The sequence below is a fragment of the Gordonia oryzae genome (assembly GCF_003797185.1).
In the GTDB taxonomy this organism is placed as follows: domain Bacteria; phylum Actinomycetota; class Actinomycetes; order Mycobacteriales; family Mycobacteriaceae; genus Gordonia; species Gordonia oryzae.
The window spans coordinates 182099-198006 of record NZ_RKMH01000007.1 but is presented as its reverse complement, the minus strand read 5'-3'; the positions used below and the strand labels follow the sequence as shown (position 1 = coordinate 198006).

The window sequence follows — 15908 nt, the reverse complement described above, 5'->3', positions numbered from 1 at the left end:
GGATTACCTAACCGCATCGAGGGCAACGACGATTGACTGAAGGAGTCGAGTAGAGATGACGAACCCATTCGACGACGAGAACGGCCGCTTTTACGTGCTGGTGAACGATGAGAACCAGCACTCGCTGTGGCCGACGTTCGCCGACATCCCGGCCGGCTGGACCAAGGTGTTCGGGGAGGACTCACGTGCCGCGTGCCTGGAGTACGTGGAGAAGAACTGGACCGATCTGCGGCCCAAGAGCCTCATCGACGCGATGGAGGCAGATAAGGCAGCCCGGGAGAACGGCTGAGCCGTCGAACGCAGACGAGGTATCACGACACGTCGCCGGGACCCGAGTGGTCACGGCGACGTGTCCGTTCAACATCAAACACGGAATTCACGTAGACCAAAAGTGTCACACGTTCTATCGTTTCTGTTGACGGTTATACCGTAGTTGTTGTGGGCATTACCAGTTTCGGTGTGTATTCCGCTACCTGTCACGCGGTAAGGTACCCATATCGTTACGCGGCAATCGATTCTTGATTGCAAGAAGCGCCCTCGGTCAACGGGGAGGTTGATCGAAGGGTGATGACCATGAATCAAGTCAGCCGGGTGGGGGAGCGTCACATGAAGGAACTTCTGCAGGACATCCGCGACAGGGCGGACATCACGCCATCGTTGCCGGCGGTGCGCTTCGGTGGGCAGATGGTGACCTACGGCGAACTCGGCCAGGCGCTCGACTCCTTCGAGGCGGTTATGGCGCAACACGGTATGTCGCGCGAGGCGGCGTTCTACGCGGCGGTGCTCCACTCGGTTCCGCAGTTGGCCGAGATCCCCGATCCTGACGAACAGGGCCGCAACCTCGACCAGGTGGTCGCATGGCTGGCCCGACATCTCGAGCACACTGTCGGACACCTGCGCGTCGCCGGCTGATCGCTCCGGTTCGAGAGATGTGCGCGGGATCGCGCCCCGCTCGGCCGGCTCTCGGCGGCAGACTCTACAGCAGCGAGCCGACCATCAGGGCGAGCGCGAGAATCGGTAGCCCGACCAGGGCGCTGCCCGTGCCGATCACGATCGACGCCAGCGCGCGAGGGGTGCCACGCATGCCCGGTGTTCTCCGAATGGTGCGCACCGCAGTCACTCCCATGATGATCGCCAGTATGCCCAGTAGCCCGCCGATGCCGAGTGCCAGGGTCAGCGGCACCGAGGCGACGCCGCATACCACCGCTGCGGTTGCCGCCGGAGCGGTGCGTCCGCGCGGATAGGCGACAGGTTCGACGCCCGATGTTCGGAGCTCGGGGATCGGACCGAGTTCGGCCCTACCCCACAGGTCGCCGATCGGAGGCAGCGGCCCGTCCACGACATCGCTCCGGGCGCTGGGGATCTCGGAGAGCGGGGTCTCGGGTTCCACGGGTTCATCGACCAGATCGTTCACCTGAGGCCAGCGCGCATGACGATCGGTCACCGCGGGCGCAATCGGACGGGTGACCTGATCGGTTCGCACAGCGCCTCCCTCGGCATCGATGTCCCGGCCGTAACCGGGTCCTGCCATGCTACCGGCGCTCGCGTCGGGCAATCCGGTCCCAGCGTGATCGGTCCCAGCGTGATCGGTCCCAGCCGCATCGGTTACAGCCACACCGGTCGCAGATGCACGAGCGCCGCACCGGAGGCTTCCGGTGCGGCGCTCGCCGAGTACGTCGTCGGTGGTCAGTGACCGCCGGCCATCGACTGCAGGAACGTCACCGCGTCACCGGAGAGCTTCCAGCTTCGGTCGACCTTGACGAACTTCATCTGCAGTCCGCTGGCCGAGTGTGCGCCGCCGACATTGAAGGTCACCAGTGCGGCATCGTTGCCGTCGCCGCTGACCTTGGTCACCTTGTAGGTGTAGCCCATCTGCTTGGAGCCCTTGGCGAAGGCCTGGATCGCGGGCTTGGTCAGCGGGCTGCTGGTGTCGACGACGGCGTCGAGATCGGCACTGGAGGTGTCGGGGTTCAGTGCCTTGTCCAGGATGGCCTGAGCCGCTGCGTTGTCGAGATCTGCGGGCGCGGGTGCGTCGGTGCCGGAGGATGCTGCGGCGCTGGACTCGGCGCTCGTGGCCGCCGAGGTGCTCGCGGTCGTGGTGGAGGCGTTGTCGTCGCTGCTCGAGCAGGCGGCAACGGTGAAGATGGCCGCACCGGCCAGGGCGGCCGCGGCAACGGACTTCCGAAGCTTCATGATTCTGACTCCCATCGAGGATCGGGTAAGCCCACACTAACTCACCCAGGTCGGCGTGCCCGGAAGACGGGTCATCCGGTGTCCGGAATTAACCGGACCATGGTCCGGTTAAGCTGGATGACAGTCCCGAAATCCCAGGAGGCGCGACATGCAATTCGGACTCTTCAGCGTCAGCGACATCACGGTGGACCCGACCACGGGAGTTGCTCCCACCGAGCACGAGCGCATCAAGGCCATCGTCGAGATCGCCAAGAAGGCCGAGGACATCGGACTCGATGTCTTCGCACTCGGTGAGCACCACAACCCGCCGTTCTTCTCGTCGTCGCCGACGACGACGCTGGCCTACATCGCCGCACAGACCTCGACGCTGAATCTGTCGACGGCCACCACCTTGATCACCACCAACGATCCGGTGAAGATCGCCGAGGATTTCGCGATGCTGCAGCATCTCGCCGACGGGCGGGTGGACCTGATGCTCGGCCGCGGCAACACCGGCCCGGTCTATCCGTGGTTCGGCAAGGACATCCGGCAGGGCATTCCGCTCGCGATCGAGAATTATCATCTGCTGCACCGGCTCTGGACCGAGGAGGTGCTCGATTGGGAGGGCAAGTTCCGCACCCCGCTGACCTCGTTCACCTCGACGCCCCGACCCCTCGACGGCGTCGCGCCGTTCGTGTGGCACGGGTCGATTCGCAGCCCGGAGATCGCCGAGCAGGCCGCCTACTACGGTGACGGCTTCTTCGCGAACCACATCTTCTGGCCCGCAGAGCATTTCCAGCGTCTGATCGACTTCTATCGCGAACGCTACGAGCACTACGGGCACGGCAACGCCAACCAGGCGATCGTCGGGCTGGGCGGACAGTTCTTCATCCGCAAGAACTCCCAGGACGCGGTCCGCGAATTCCGGCCGTACTTCGACAACGCACCGGTCTACGGGCACGGTCCGTCGTTGGAGGATTTCAGTCGGGAAACCCCATTGACGGTGGGTAGCCCGGCCGAATTCGTCGACCGCACATTGTCTTTCCGTAACACCTTCGGTGACTACCAGCGCCAGCTGTTCCTCATCGACCACGCGGGTCTGCCGCTGAAGACCGTCCTCGAACAACTCGACGAACTCGGCGCGGTCCTGCCGGAGTTGCGCAAGGGATTCGCCGAGGGACGTCCCGCCGAGGTTCCGGATGCACCGACACATGCCTCGCTGGTGGCGGCGCGTGATACCGCACAGGAGCCCGTGGAACACGAGGTGCAGGCATGATCCGACTGGTCGCGGTCAATGCCGGCCTCGGCGAGCCGTCGTCGACGAGGATGCTCATCGACCGGCTCACCTCGGCGGTGACCGGTGTGCTGGGTGAGAACCGCGTGGAGACAACGACCATCGATCTCCGCGATCTCGCCGTCGACCTCGGCCGGTCGATGGCCGCGGGCTTTGCCACCGGTGCCGCCCGCGCAGCCATCGACGCCGTGCAGGGTGCCGACGCCTTGATCGTCGCCACCCCGGTCTTCAACGCGTCCTACTCGGGCCTGTTCAAGACATTCTTCGATCTCGTGGACGTCGACGAGATGGCGGCCACGCCGGTCCTGATCGCCGCGACCGGTGGAAGCCCACGGCATTCGATGGTGCTCGACCACGCGCTGCGCCCATTGTTCGGCTACCTGCGCATGATCGTGGTACCCACGGGTGTCTATGCCGCCGCCGAGGATTGGGCGGGCGGCTCCGGTGACACCACCACCCTCGGTGATCGGATCGACCGCGCCGCACGGGAACTCGCGGCGCTGCTCGAAGGCAGCAAACAGCAGACCCGGGCAGTCGCGGATGCGTTGTCCGACAACGACAACCACAGCGACACCGCCGCCGAGTCCGCAGGCATCGCGAACTTCGCGCGGCTGCTCGGCACCTGAGCGCTCACCCCTCCCGCGTTCACCTCTCCTGCGCTCACTTCTCCTGCGCCCGCCCCGGCACGTTCTCCCGCGCCCGCAGGCGCGTACCGGGGAGCGTGGGGGCGGGCAGGTGCGCGATCTCACCGGTGTACCCCTGCACCTGACCGAAGCGCTCACCGTGTGCCATCCACTCCTCGCGGAAGACGACGATGTCGTCGTGGCTGCGCCCGATGAAGTTCCACCACATCACGATGTCCTCGTTCAGGGGTGTGCCGCCGAGCACCACGATGCGTGCGGTGTGTTCGGCGTGGTTTCGCAGAGTGAGGGTGTTCGCGCCGAGTCCGACGTACCCGAGTTCGGTGCGTTCGAGGATGGGGGCGGTGGAGCCCACGATCTCGACACGGCCGGTGTCGACGAGGAATCCGTGTTCGAAGTCGTCTCGGACGTCGAGGCTGATCTCGGCCCCTGCCGGTAGGTGGAGTTCGGCACCGAGAAGCGGTGTGAAGGTGTGCACGGGGGAGGTGCTGCCGAGCAGCTCCCCGAGGAAGACACGTGCGGTGGCCTCACCGACAGCGATCAGCGGTGGCGCGTAGTGCGCGAAATCCCGTGGCGTGTCGACGGCGTCGGCGGGCAGGGCGATCCACAGTTGCACGCCGTGGAGCACCGTGGTGTCGGGGGTGGACACCTCGGTGTGGGCGATGCCGTGCCCCGCGGTCATCAGGTTGAGTTCACCCGGCCGGACCATCGCATGGTTGCCCATGGTGTCCCGGTGTTCGATCTCGCCGGTGAACAACCAACTCGCCGTTTGCAATCCGGTGTGCGGATGGGGTGGCACGTCCATTCCGCCGGTGACCGAGACGTCGTCGGGGCCGTAGTGGTCGGCGAAACACCATGCACCGATCAACGATCGGCTGCGCTGGGGCACGGTTCGGTGGACCGTCATCGCGCGTGGACCGCCGAGGGGGACGTCACGGGCGGTGAGGACCTCGGCCCGCAATCGACGGCTTTTCTCCTCTGGCGAGTTCTGGGCGACGGTTCGGCATTCGACTTCCGTCGGCTGGGCTTCGAGATTGCTCACGTGCGACACCGCCTGACTGGCTGGGGACGGTCGCGGCATTCGGCGACCGGGGGTGGGACGACCCGTTCAGCCTACGGATTCGTTTCCGCCGGATCGCCGGCTCGCCGGATCGCGTGCCCGCCACGCTCACCGTAGTCACTCAGATGACCTCGGCGTCGTCGAAGGTCATGGCAAGGCTGATCATCGACGTCCGTCATGAGCGCGTGCCGCGACAGGGCCGAGAGAGCGCCTTTCGTCGGTGATCTCGTGGTCGCCCAGTGGATGGGCACGCTGCCCGCTCGACACCGTGAGCAGGGACCGAGATCACGGATTGACGAATCGCTCAATCTTCGCATCTGCAAACAACGTCCCCCATCTTGGGACTGTTCGGTTGGTGAACGCGGCCTTAATGTTCCCTGTGAAGAAGTTGATGCTCAGTACGAATGGCGAGCGTGATTATTGAGCGTGAACCGTCAGTACCCGACAGTAGACGAGGACGATCGGTGACGACCGCGCATTCCGATTTTTTTGACAGCACGCCCCTCCCGGCCCACGGGCGTTCGGTTGCTCACCCCCGCGATCGCGGAGCCCCGGTGGCCCGTTTCGCCGACTATCGGCCCTCGACCGCCCCGGGATCGCATCAGCGGATGCGTCCGCTCGCACCGGTCCGGCCGCCGATGCGCCCGGCCATGCCGAGCGCCGCGCCCGCACCCGCACCGATCCGGCGTCCGGTGCTCTCGCCGCGCGAGGTTGAGGTCCTTCTCGCCTGGTTGGAGAGCGAGTCGAAGGGCGAGGCCGCCGAGCAGCTGTTCATCGCGGCATCGACCGTGAGCACTCACCTGGCGCGAATCCGGGCGAAATATGCGGCTGTCGGCCGTCCCGCACCGACGAAGACGCATCTACTCGCACGCGCGCTGCAGGATGGCATTACCCGCCTCGAGGAGTGGTGAACCCCGGCACACCCTGAATGCGGCTACCGCCGACCGCTGTCGACCCCCGCGCCCCTGGCGTCCGGGGTCGTCATGGTCAATTGCGTGGAACGTCGTGGCGGCCGGGAATCACACGTGAGGTGCGCGCGAGAATGTCCGGTCGCCGGGGGCGGGGATCACTACACCTCGACCGTCACAGTCAGACCCCGAGACTTGTCGATGCGCTCGAACAGTCGGAGATCGGTCGTCTCGGAGCCCGCAACGAGATCCGGCGATGCCGGCTGCGCGCTGGCGCCACCGACCAGCCACTGCCGATAGGTGCGATTCGGGCGCAGCGTGTGCGCTGATCTCCCGGGACCGCCCACGGCCCTGCGCTGGGTCCGCGACGAGACCACCGACATCGCCTGATGGTCGTCGGCCAGTGGAGACGACCGAAACACCGCGTGGTGTGTCGGCGGCACGTCGAGGAGGTTGCCCTCGGCCGATGAGTGAACGTGGGTTCTGTGTCACTTCCGAGGGTCCGTATCCCGACGAGCCCGCGCCAGGCAGTCCCCCGTGTGCGGCCGACGAACCCCTCGGCTCTCGGTCCGCAGTCGTGTTGTTGCGCGGATTTTGTTCCGACCTGCGGTTTCGCCTAGACTTGACGGGTTGCCTGTGGTGTGTGAGCGCCGCGAATCGGCTCGTGAACCCACTGGGAAGGCCCGCTGACGGCGGAAAAGCCCAGGCAGGCGCGTGTCCGATGGCAACAGGCCGTGTGCGTCGGGTCGGAAATTCGGCGCACAGATACGCCAGATCCGCACCAGTGGACTCGGCGTGTCGACGACATCCAGGTCAAGGAGAGAATCGAAGTGATTCAGCAGGAGTCTCGCCTGCGGGTCGCCGATAACACGGGAGCCAAGGAAATCTTGTGCATCCGCGTGCTGGGCGGCTCGTCGCGGCGCTACGCCGGCATTGGCGACACCATCGTCGCCACTGTCAAGGACGCCATCCCCGGTGGCAATATCAAGAAGGGCGAGGTCGTCAAGGCGGTCATCGTGCGCACCACCAAGGAGCGCCGCCGTCCGGACGGAAGCTACATCCGTTTCGACGAGAACGCCGCCGTCATCCTCAAGGGTGAGAGCGATCCCCGCGGTACCCGCATCTTCGGCCCGGTCGGCCGCGAGCTGCGTGAGAAGAAGTTCATGAAGATCGTGTCGCTGGCACCGGAGGTGATCTGACATGAAGGTGCACAAGGGTGACACGGTGATCGTCATCTCGGGCAAGGACAAGGGCGCCAAGGGCAAGGTCATCGAGGCCTACCCGCAGCGTGAGCGCGTCCTCGTCGAGGGCGTGAACCGCATCAAGAAGCACACCGCTGCCTCGGCGAACGAGCGTGGTGCTGCCTCGGGCGGCATCGTCACGCAGGAAGCCCCGATCCACGTGTCGAACGTGATGGTCGTGGACTCCGACGGCAACCCGACCCGCGTCGGCTATCGCGTCGACGAGGAGACCGGCAAGAAGGTCCGGATCTCGCGTAAGACCGGGAAGGACATCTGAGATGACCACCACTGAAAAGGTCCAGCCTCGGCTGAAGCAGCGCTACCGTACCGAGATCAAGGACGCGCTGAACCAGGAATTCGACTACGCCAATGTCATGCAGATCCCAGGCGTGGTCAAGGTCGTGGTGAACATGGGTGTCGGCGACGCCGCCCGCGACGCCAAGCTCATCAACGGCGCGGTCGCCGACCTCGCGCTGATCACCGGCCAGAAGCCGGAGATCCGCCGCGCCCGCAAGTCCATCGCACAGTTCAAGCTGCGCGAGGGCATGCCGATCGGTGCCCGCGTCACCCTGCGCGGCGACCGGATGTGGGAGTTCCTCGACCGTCTCGTGTCGATCGCACTGCCCCGTATCCGCGACTTCCGTGGTCTGAGCGACCGTCAGTTCGACGGCAACGGCAACTACACCTTCGGTCTCAACGAGCAGTCGATGTTCCACGAGATCAACATCGACAACATCGACCGGCCGCGCGGTATGGACATCACCGTCGTCACCTCGGCCACCACGGACGACGAAGGCCGCGCACTGCTTCGCGCGCTGGGCTTCCCGTTCAAGGACAACAACGCGAAGGACAACTGAGATGGCCAAGAAGGCTCTGATCAACAAGGCCAACAAGAAGCCCAAGTTCGCCGTGCGCGCCTACACCCGCTGCAACAAGTGCGGTCGACCGCACTCGGTGTACCGCAAGTTCGGCCTGTGCCGGGTGTGCCTGCGCGAGATGGCTCACGCCGGCGAGCTGCCCGGTGTGCAGAAGTCGAGCTGGTGACCTCCCGCCGGTGATGTCACCGGCTGCATAACACCTCACAGCGACCCCGTCTCCCTCACTCGGGAGGCGGGGTCGTCGTGCTCTCGCCGACGGCGCTCTCTCCGTCGCTGACGGCGCTCTCTCGGTCGCTGACGGCGCTCTCTCGGTCGCTGACGGCGCCCTCTCCCTCGCTGACGGCGCTCTCTCGGTCGCTGACGGCGCCCCTTTGATCGGTGGTCGAGGTGCGAGGCGCCAGCGCCGAACCTCGAGACCTCTTGCGCCGATGCTGGTTTCGTTCCGACGCGCACCAGACACGGGGCGCCCCTCCTCGGCCACATCGAACCCCACTCAACGTCACTATGCACTCCTGCATAGAATGGCCGCATGACGGTCACCGACAACGAGTCCCGCAGCACGTCTCTGTCCGAGGTGCTTCGCGCGTTCGACCCGGCACAGGAGTTCGCGATCCCGGCCGGCTGGACCCAGGGCCGCACCGCGTACGGCGGCTTGACCGCAGCACTCGCCGTCGTGGCCGCCCAACAGACCGACGGCGCGCCGTTGCCCGCCCTGCGGGCCGCGCAGTTCGCGTTCACCGCGCCGGCCACTGAGACGATGACCGTGCAGGCACGACGACTCCGCGAAGGCCGATCGGTGACAAGCGTTGCCGTGGAAACGCGCAGCGGCGATTCCGTTGCGGCACAATCGACTCTGGTCTTCGCCGGAGCGCGTGACAGCTCTGTCGAGCACACGCTGATCGCTCGCCCCGACGTCGCCGGCCCGCTGGACTGCCCGAGCGTCGGCGCACGGCCCGGGGCGCAGCCGACCTTCACCGACCACTTCGAGCGACGCATTGCCGGCGGTGCAATACCGGTGACGAAAGCCGTGGAGCCTGAAGTGCTTTGGTGGATGCGTCACCGTGATGCGCAGGGTGTTGATCCGGCCGTGGCTCTCGTCGCGCTCGGTGACAGCCTGCCGCCTGCCGCGATGACGGCATTCTCCGACTGGGCGCCCATCAGTACCGTGATGTGGTCGATCGACATCTGCGCCGACGAGGCCGTCGACCCCACCGGCTGGTTCTTGCTGCGGTCGACGAGTGCGGTATCGCGCGGCGGTTACTCCTACCAGACGATGGAAGCTTGGGACGCCGACGGGCAACTGGTGATGACCGGTACCCAGACCGTCGCGATCTTCACCTGATCGGACGAACATCGCAAACATCGTTGACCTGCTCTTGACCGTCACTTGCACCCAGACTTACTGGGGTGTTCTCACGGCTTGTCCTCAGCTTCGGCAAAGGTCTTCGCGATTGGGTGTGCTTCGGCTGTTATTGGTCGGCACGGTGCTGAGGAAGGGGCTGGAGAATGTCGATGGGGTTGGCAACGACGCGACGTCGAGTGGCTGTGGCGGTCACGGGGATCGGTATTGCGGGAGTGGTCGGGGCAGGCGGAGCCGGTATCGCCGGAGCCGCACCGACACCCCCGTCGCCGCCGAAGGCCTTCGGAACGATGTGTTCGGTGATGCAGGTCGAACGGGCGCTCGCCGTCGAGGATCCGGCGCTGTGGCAGCAGATCAACTCGCGTCCGCGGGCCAAGCGGCACTTCGAGGAGACGATCGTGCTGTCGCCTGCGCAGCGGAAAGCGCTGCGGGAGAAGAATCGTCACGCGCACCCGGTCCGCTCGACGGTGATGGCGTTCCTGCGTGATCACGGTATCGGCGCGCAACAGCGCACGATGACCCGGGACGCCATGGCCAAGGCCTTGCGCACTTGCAACAAGTTCTGAGAACTGCTGCAGCAGAAGCTTTCCGGGAAGATCAGTGGGTGAGCGAGCGCGCCGCCTCCCGCACGGCGTCGAGATGATCGGCCATGGCCTGCTCGGCGGCGTGCCGGTCGCCGGAGCTGATGGCCTCGACGATGCGCGCGTGTTCCCCGTTCGACCGGCGCATGCGTCCGGTCGCCAGATTGAGTGTGGCCGACTGGGCAGTCAAAGAATTGCCGATATCGACGAGCGCTTCCTGGAAGACGCGGTTTCCGCTCGCTCGTGCGATCGTCAGGTGGAACTGTCCGTCGAGAGCGACCCAGTCGGTCTGATTCGACTCCACCGCCATGGCCTGCGTCAATTCAATGAGTTGACGCAGGTCCTCGGTGGAGCGCCGCTCGGCGGCCTATCCGGCGGCCGGGATCTCGATGCGTGGCCGTGCCTCCATGAGCTCCCGCGCCGTGTACTCGCCGACCTTCAGGTCGTGGGATACCGTGCTACTGACCACGAATGTTCCTCGGCCGGTGCGGTTTTCGGTGAGTCCGAGCGCGGTGCAGGAGCGCAATGCCTCCCGGACGACCGATCGACTCACCGCGTAGCGCTCGCCGAGCTCGGCCTCGGACGGGAGGCGCTCGCCGACGGGTAGGTCGCCACTGTCGATGGCTTGGCGCAGGTCGGTGAACACCGCTTCGGCCGCGCTGATCCGAGTCGTGACGGGTTGGCGGCTCAACTGCTGGTCATCGGGATGGTCCTCCGTCTTCGATCTGGTGTGCGCACTGCCCTACGTGTTGGCGATAGCTCAGTCATGTACGACATCAGTGCTGTCGGACAGCCCGACAGCAAGATAGCTGAGCATCGTGACGATGGTTCAGGAGCGAGTGGAGACCGAATCTTCTCGGGCGGCGTGAGGTACCAGCGGAGGCGTATTGGGATATCCACACACTGCGAGCGGTCGAGAACTTCCCGGTCACCGGACGGACGATCGGCTCCAACGCCCATCTCGTCCGAGCGCTGGTCACGGTGAAGTGGTCGGCGGCCCGCGCAAACGCCGACCTCGGTATCCTCGACGAGGAGCGGGCGAGGGCGATCTGCGTGGCCTGCGACGAGATCCTCGACGGCGGCTTGCATGATCAGTTCGTCGTCGACGTCATTCACGGCGGCGCGGGTACCTCGACCACTATGAACGCCAGTGAGGTCATCGCGAACCGGGCGTTGGAGATCCTCGGACACGGTCGCGGTGAGTACCGGCACCTGCACCCCAACGAGCACGTCAACGCCGGGCAATCCACCAACGATGTCTACCCGACCGCGGTCAACGTGGCGAAAATCCGGGCAGTCGGTGAACTCGACGAGGCGATGTCGGTGCTGCAGCAGGCTTTTGCGCGCAAGGCCGCGGAGTTCGCCTCGGTCGCAAAGATGGGACGCACCCAGTTGCAGGATGCGGTGCCGATGACCCTGCCGTCAGGAGTTCGGGGCGTTCGCGGTGATGATCGACGAGGATCGTCAACGTCTCCGGGAGCGGGCGACCCTGGTCCACGAGATCAATCTCGGTGCCACCGCGATCGGCACGGGTCTCAATGCCCCGATCGGCTACGCGGACAAGGCTGTCGGCTATCTCTGCGACAAGACCGGTCTGGATCTGGTGAGTGCAGCACCACCTCGTCGAGGCCACGCAGGATGTTGGCCAGTTCGTGCACCTGTCGGGGGTTCTCAAACGTGTCGCGGTGAAGCTGTCGAAGATCTGCAACGATCTGCGATTGCTGTCGTCGGGGCCGCGGGCCGGACTCGGCGAGATCAACCCGCCGCCGGTCCAGGCGGGATCGTCGATCATGCCCGGCAAGGTGAACCCGGTGATACCCGAGGTGGTCTCGCAGGTCGAGTATGAGGTGATCGGCAACGACGTCACCATCACGGTGGCCGCCGAATCGGGCCAGTTGCAGCTCAACGCCTTCGAGCCGATCATCGTGACCTGATGTCGGACGGGATGACCCACCTGAGCGCGGCATGCCGGACACTCGCCGCCAGGTGTGTCGACGGCATCACCGCCAACGAGGAGACGCTGCGGCATCGGGTCGAGAACTCGATCGGTCTGGTCACGGCGCTGAGTCCGTCGCTGGGCTACGTCGCCTCGACCGCAATCGCTCAGGAGGCGTTGCGCAGTGGGCGTACCGTCCTCGAGTTGGTTCTCTCGAGGAGGGCCTCCTCGAGCGCGGCGAACTCGAACGACTGCTCAGCCCTTCGCATCTGGCCAATCTGCGTCCGGTGACCGCTGAGGGCGACAGCACCCGCTGAGGACCGGCGACGAGAACCCGAATTTCTGAGGTGTGGTGAGCAGACGGCAATGCCGCTCCCGCCGTGGGGGAGCGGCATCACCTCGCCGGGACGCGGAGTCTCGCTGTCAGCCGAGGAGCCAAGCGTTGGGCGCGCACACGATCGGAACCGCTGGATCGAAGGCGTTGAGGACGATCGACACCGCGCGCGGTGAATAGCTCAACGACAGATGGTCCGAGGTGTCCTGTTCGCACCCGTTCTGCAGCACGATATTTCGTGTGTTCTTGGTGCCCGCGGGGAAGAAGGTCGACTGGTACGGCGTGGTGATCTCGTCGTACCGGCTGCCGACGATCGTGTACTTCACATCGCCGACGGCGTACACGCCGCCCTTGTTGAGATTCTTGATGAAGGGGGAGTCGTAGACCTGCTGGATGCCCGAAGCGCCGACGCCCAGTGCGATCGGACCGAGCACGTCGATGCCGAGGTTGTTGATGGTGCGCCCCAGGGTGCCGATTCCGTCCAGTGAGGTGCCGTTGTTGGTGGCGCCCAAGGTGACGAGGTTGGCGACCTTGGAGGCGCCGCCGTCGTAGCGGATGTACTGACGCGCAGTGATGCCGCCCTGAGAATGGCCGACCAGGTTCACCTTCGAGGCGCCGGTGGTCGAGAGCACCTTGGTGACGAAATCGCCGAGCTGCGCGCCGGATTGCGCGATGTCACCAGTGCCGAAGGCGCCGGGTAGCAGAGCGCCCAGCCCGCCGCCTTGCAGGGTCGGCAGGATGCCGTAGTTCAGCGCGTAGACGCAGTAGCCCGCGGATTTCAGGGCCGGCGACAGCATTGCCCAGTTGTTGTACGCGTTCTCCCACGTGCCGTGGACGAGGACAACCGGGTCCTGACCCTGTTTCGGTTTGCAAGACCAATCGTTGGCCCCGGGCGGCGCGATGTTCGGATTGGTCAGCCCGTACCCGAAGGCCGGGAGGAAGCCCTCTTGACGGGGACCGTTGCCGGTCGGGGTGAACCATGAGCTGCGTCCCGCCAGAATCGTCTCTGCGACAACAGGTTTCTTGGCGCCAGCCGCGATGAAGTCGGCGAGCTGCTGTTGCTGGTCGGCCGCGGCGGCCGGGCCGGCGAGTGACATGGCCACCCCGACGCCTGTGGCCACGGCGGCAACAGTGGTGGCGATTCTGCGGGTCCACGCCCGTCGTGAAAATCGATGATGCGGCACTGCGATTCCCCTTCCCACAAGCGCCCGCCCCCTGTGGCGGCGCTGCCGGGTGTCGTTCGTCATGGTGTGACGAGAACGTAAGTTACCACGCAGTAAGAGTACGTGTGTACTCCGATGTCAAAGTGTCCGCTCTTTACTGATCAAAAGTAGTGATCGTGGATCCCGTGTGACCTGCCGACGATGAAGGGCCCAAAAGCGTTCAGCGCCCGAGGAACCCGCCGAGCATGCCACCGACGCCGGCCTGTCCGCCGTCGCCCGTGCCGCCGACGAATCCACCCGGCGGCAACTCCGAGGGCTGAACCACCACAAAGCCCTGCCCGGCAAACGCCAGGGTGAGTCGTTCGCCGGTGCTGCGCCCCATCAGGGTTCCGAGGTTGAACGAATCGTTGGACTTGATCGAGGTGCGTAGGCTCGACGACCATGCGACCGCGGCGTTGGGGTCGGCGTAGGTGGCCGCGTCGACGGTGAGCACCACCGGGGTGCCGTCGGTGGTGATCGCGATGCGCCCACGACCGGTGAAGACACAGTTGAACATTCCGGCGTTGCTGAGCGCGCCGGCCCCCTGCACGCGCGCGATGTCGTAGTGCAGCGTGGAGTCGAAGGCGAGCACGTTGGCGCCGTTGATGGTCAGGCCGTCGGTTCCGTCGAGATCGATGAGGTGGACGTCGGCGGCGGCGTTGGCCAGGAACAGATCGCCGCGGCCGCTCACCTTCATCAGCGGCACGCCTTCGCCCGAGAGTGCCTGTCGCATCATGCGTCCGATGCCGCCGGAGCCGAGAGCCTCGAAGCTCAGATCGCCCTGATAGGCGACCATCGACCCGGCCCGCGCCATCACCTCACCCGACAGGCCGATGCGACACATCTTGCTGCCCTGCTTCTGGATGCCCAGTCCGGAAACCTCGGAATGATCGGGGTTGAACAGATCGCTGTGCATGGGGGCTCCCTCGGGCTGCGGTCGGGGCGGAGGCGGACTGGCGGCGGGGTGGTGTGATGCGTCGGGTGGCCACGGTTGGGGGTCGCGTACCGGAGGCGACTCGGGCACGGGTGCGTCGTCCTCGACATCGATGCCGAAAGCGGTTGCCAGACCCGCCAATCCGGCGTCATATCCCTGTCCGACGGCGCGTACCTTCCAGGCATCACCGCGTCGATAGATCTCAACACAGACCACGGCCGCCTCGCTGGTGAGACCGTCCGGCGAGAAGGCGATCGTCCCCTCGGCGGCTGCCCCTGCGTCGGCGGGTGCGATGGTCACCTCCAGGCGTCCCGCGGTCGCGAACGAGACGGGGCCGGTTCCGTCGAGGCTGGCCGTGATGGCCACGGTGACGATATCGGCGGGTAGTCGAGTCGTGTCGATGTCGAGCACGTCGGCACCGCCGTCAGTGCGGTAGGAGATCCCGGGGCCGGTCGGCTGGTTGTAAAAGACGAAGTCGGCGTCGGACCGAACCCGATGAGCCGACGTCAGCAACACCGCCGAGGTGTTCACCGGTGTCACCGAACGCACGGACACCGTCACTGCCACCGATGGCAGCGCGGTGTTCTGTCCCGGGGCGAGGTGCCGCATGATTTCCATTGTGCCCGATATGTGCCGGTGACCGATCTGAATCCACGGTCCTCATGTACGTCGCGCGGGGCGAGCCAACGGCGCGCCCCGCGCGGCGTCTGCTCTATTCGCGAGGGCCGCGCCGCCGCGCACGGCAAGACTCGACCCGACCGCCGCCGACCGATGCGCTCACCACCCGTGGGCCACCGGCGTGAGCCCTGCCCGTGTCGGGGACGCCCTTGACCGGCTGGTGAATCGGTTGCAGCACATAGCCCGTCTGCCACGGGAAGGTTCCCAGTTCATCGGCCCAGATCGCTTGCAGCGCAGGATGGTTCGGGAACAGCTCGTTGGTGATGAGCATGTCGGATTTGTCGACGAGCTCGATCACCCGGACCCGCATCTCGAGCGCATGCACCTCGAGTTCGGTCCGACCGTCGACCACCGATCGCCAGTCGACCCGGTGGAACAACTCACCGAGTTCGTTGAGCAACTCACAAGCGGTGCGTGCGTCGAGACCGAAGACCACCAGATCCGGGATCGAGTGCAACGCGAGTCCCGTCGTGTATGCGAACGCGCAGTCCGGCGGCGCGCACCGAGAATCCCCGCACGAACACCCGTCGCCGACCGCCGTCACCGCCCAGCCGAACCGGCGAATGGTGGACAGCGTCTCACGGACGAGGGTATCGGGATGCCAGCGCGGGATACCCCGGATTGCTGCGGCGTGATCGGCCATGTCGCTCCTTTGTTCGAGGGTGCGTTCATGACATCACGGGGGTACG

Annotated in this window: 19 protein-coding genes and 2 pseudogenes; 13 read left to right on the top strand and 8 right to left on the bottom strand. The window is 65.7% G+C overall.

Annotation, left to right across the window (positions count from 1 at the left end):
• Positions 1-55: 55 nt before the first annotated feature.
• The gene (locus EF294_RS11105; protein ID WP_006370451.1) at positions 56-289 is read left to right on the top strand and encodes an MbtH family protein; all 234 of its coding nucleotides are present in this window, start codon (positions 56-58) and stop codon (positions 287-289) included.
• Between the two features lie 284 nt (positions 290-573).
• Positions 574-912, top strand: coding sequence for a hypothetical protein (locus EF294_RS11100; protein WP_342774339.1), 339 nt, complete (start codon positions 574-576; stop codon positions 910-912).
• A 64-nt stretch (positions 913-976) separates the two neighbouring features.
• On the opposite strand, the gene EF294_RS11095 is transcribed toward EF294_RS11100, so the two are convergent.
• On the bottom strand, positions 977-1483 hold the full coding sequence (locus EF294_RS11095; protein WP_123929543.1) for a DUF4190 domain-containing protein: 507 nt from the start codon (positions 1481-1483) through the stop codon (positions 977-979).
• Between the two features lie 84 nt (positions 1484-1567).
• On the opposite strand from EF294_RS11095, the gene EF294_RS22450 reads away from it, so the two are divergent.
• Complete coding sequence (locus tag EF294_RS22450; protein WP_281275997.1) at positions 1568-1693, top strand: hypothetical protein; 126 nt, start codon at positions 1568-1570, stop codon at positions 1691-1693.
• Here EF294_RS22450 and EF294_RS11090 read toward each other — a convergent pair.
• A complete protein-coding gene (locus EF294_RS11090) occupies positions 1687-2193 on the bottom strand; it encodes an MTB12 C-terminal domain-containing protein (protein WP_123929540.1) in 507 nt (168 codons plus the stop codon). The two genes, EF294_RS22450 and EF294_RS11090, sit on opposite strands and share 7 nt — an antisense overlap.
• Positions 2194-2341: 148 nt before the next feature.
• Here EF294_RS11090 and EF294_RS11085 point away from each other — a divergent pair, with 148 nt between their 5' ends.
• Together EF294_RS11085 and EF294_RS11080 are read left to right on the top strand one after the other, a co-directional pair.
• Positions 2342-3448 (top strand): LLM class flavin-dependent oxidoreductase, encoded by a 1107-nt coding sequence (locus tag EF294_RS11085; protein ID WP_123929537.1) that lies wholly within the window; start codon positions 2342-2344, stop codon positions 3446-3448.
• A complete protein-coding gene (locus EF294_RS11080; protein ID WP_123929533.1) occupies positions 3445-4092 on the top strand; it encodes a CE1759 family FMN reductase in 648 nt (215 codons plus the stop codon). Before EF294_RS11085 ends, EF294_RS11080 begins: the two co-directional genes overlap by 4 nt.
• 34 nt (positions 4093-4126) lie before the next feature.
• On the opposite strand, the gene EF294_RS11075 is transcribed toward EF294_RS11080, so the two are convergent.
• Complete coding sequence (locus EF294_RS11075) at positions 4127-5149, bottom strand: pirin family protein (protein ID WP_123929530.1); 1023 nt, start codon at positions 5147-5149, stop codon at positions 4127-4129.
• A 572-nt stretch (positions 5150-5721) separates the two neighbouring features.
• Here EF294_RS11075 and EF294_RS11070 point away from each other — a divergent pair.
• A complete protein-coding gene (locus EF294_RS11070) occupies positions 5722-6078 on the top strand; it encodes a response regulator transcription factor (RefSeq protein ID WP_425459418.1) in 357 nt (118 codons plus the stop codon).
• A gap of 158 nt (positions 6079-6236) precedes the next feature.
• On the opposite strand, the gene EF294_RS11065 is transcribed toward EF294_RS11070, so the two are convergent.
• Positions 6237-6458, bottom strand: a complete 222-nt coding sequence (locus EF294_RS11065) for a hypothetical protein (protein ID WP_123929527.1) — start codon at positions 6456-6458, stop codon at positions 6237-6239.
• 447 nt (positions 6459-6905) lie between these two features.
• Here EF294_RS11065 and rplN point away from each other — a divergent pair, with 447 nt between their 5' ends.
• From rplN to EF294_RS11035, 6 genes are all read left to right on the top strand, one after another.
• Positions 6906-7274 (top strand): 50S ribosomal protein L14, encoded by a 369-nt coding sequence (gene rplN, locus EF294_RS11060; protein ID WP_006370435.1) that lies wholly within the window; start codon positions 6906-6908, stop codon positions 7272-7274.
• A 1-nt stretch (position 7275) separates the two neighbouring features.
• Complete coding sequence (gene rplX, locus EF294_RS11055; RefSeq protein WP_006370434.1) at positions 7276-7593, top strand: 50S ribosomal protein L24; 318 nt, start codon at positions 7276-7278, stop codon at positions 7591-7593.
• Between the two features lies 1 nt (position 7594).
• Positions 7595-8173, top strand: coding sequence for a 50S ribosomal protein L5 (gene rplE, locus EF294_RS11050; RefSeq protein ID WP_123929524.1), 579 nt, complete (start codon positions 7595-7597; stop codon positions 8171-8173).
• A gap of 1 nt (position 8174) precedes the next feature.
• Positions 8175-8360, top strand: a complete 186-nt coding sequence (locus EF294_RS11045) for a type Z 30S ribosomal protein S14 (RefSeq protein WP_006370432.1) — start codon at positions 8175-8177, stop codon at positions 8358-8360.
• Between the two features lie 363 nt (positions 8361-8723).
• A complete protein-coding gene (locus tag EF294_RS11040; protein ID WP_123929521.1) occupies positions 8724-9536 on the top strand; it encodes a thioesterase family protein in 813 nt (270 codons plus the stop codon).
• Positions 9537-9700: 164 nt separating this feature from the next.
• Positions 9701-10120, top strand: a complete 420-nt coding sequence (locus tag EF294_RS11035) for a hypothetical protein (protein ID WP_123929518.1) — start codon at positions 9701-9703, stop codon at positions 10118-10120.
• A 31-nt stretch (positions 10121-10151) separates the two neighbouring features.
• Here the strand turns inward: EF294_RS11035 and EF294_RS11030 are convergent.
• A pseudogene (locus EF294_RS11030) lies at positions 10152-10826 on the bottom strand (FadR/GntR family transcriptional regulator).
• 203 nt (positions 10827-11029) lie between these two features.
• Between EF294_RS11030 and EF294_RS11025 the strand changes: the two are divergent.
• Positions 11030-12388: pseudogene (locus EF294_RS11025) on the top strand (aspartate ammonia-lyase).
• A 106-nt stretch (positions 12389-12494) separates the two neighbouring features.
• Here the strand turns inward: EF294_RS11025 and EF294_RS11020 are convergent.
• The 3 genes from EF294_RS11020 to EF294_RS11010 form a co-directional block, all read right to left on the bottom strand.
• Positions 12495-13589, bottom strand: a complete 1095-nt coding sequence (locus tag EF294_RS11020; RefSeq protein ID WP_123929515.1) for an esterase/lipase family protein — start codon at positions 13587-13589, stop codon at positions 12495-12497.
• Positions 13590-13788: 199 nt separating this feature from the next.
• The gene (locus EF294_RS11015) at positions 13789-15150 is read right to left on the bottom strand and encodes an AIM24 family protein (protein ID WP_123929512.1); all 1362 of its coding nucleotides are present in this window, start codon (positions 15148-15150) and stop codon (positions 13789-13791) included.
• 103 nt (positions 15151-15253) lie between these two features.
• A complete protein-coding gene (locus EF294_RS11010) occupies positions 15254-15862 on the bottom strand; it encodes a DUF4262 domain-containing protein (protein ID WP_123929509.1) in 609 nt (202 codons plus the stop codon).
• Positions 15863-15908 lie beyond the last annotated feature (46 nt).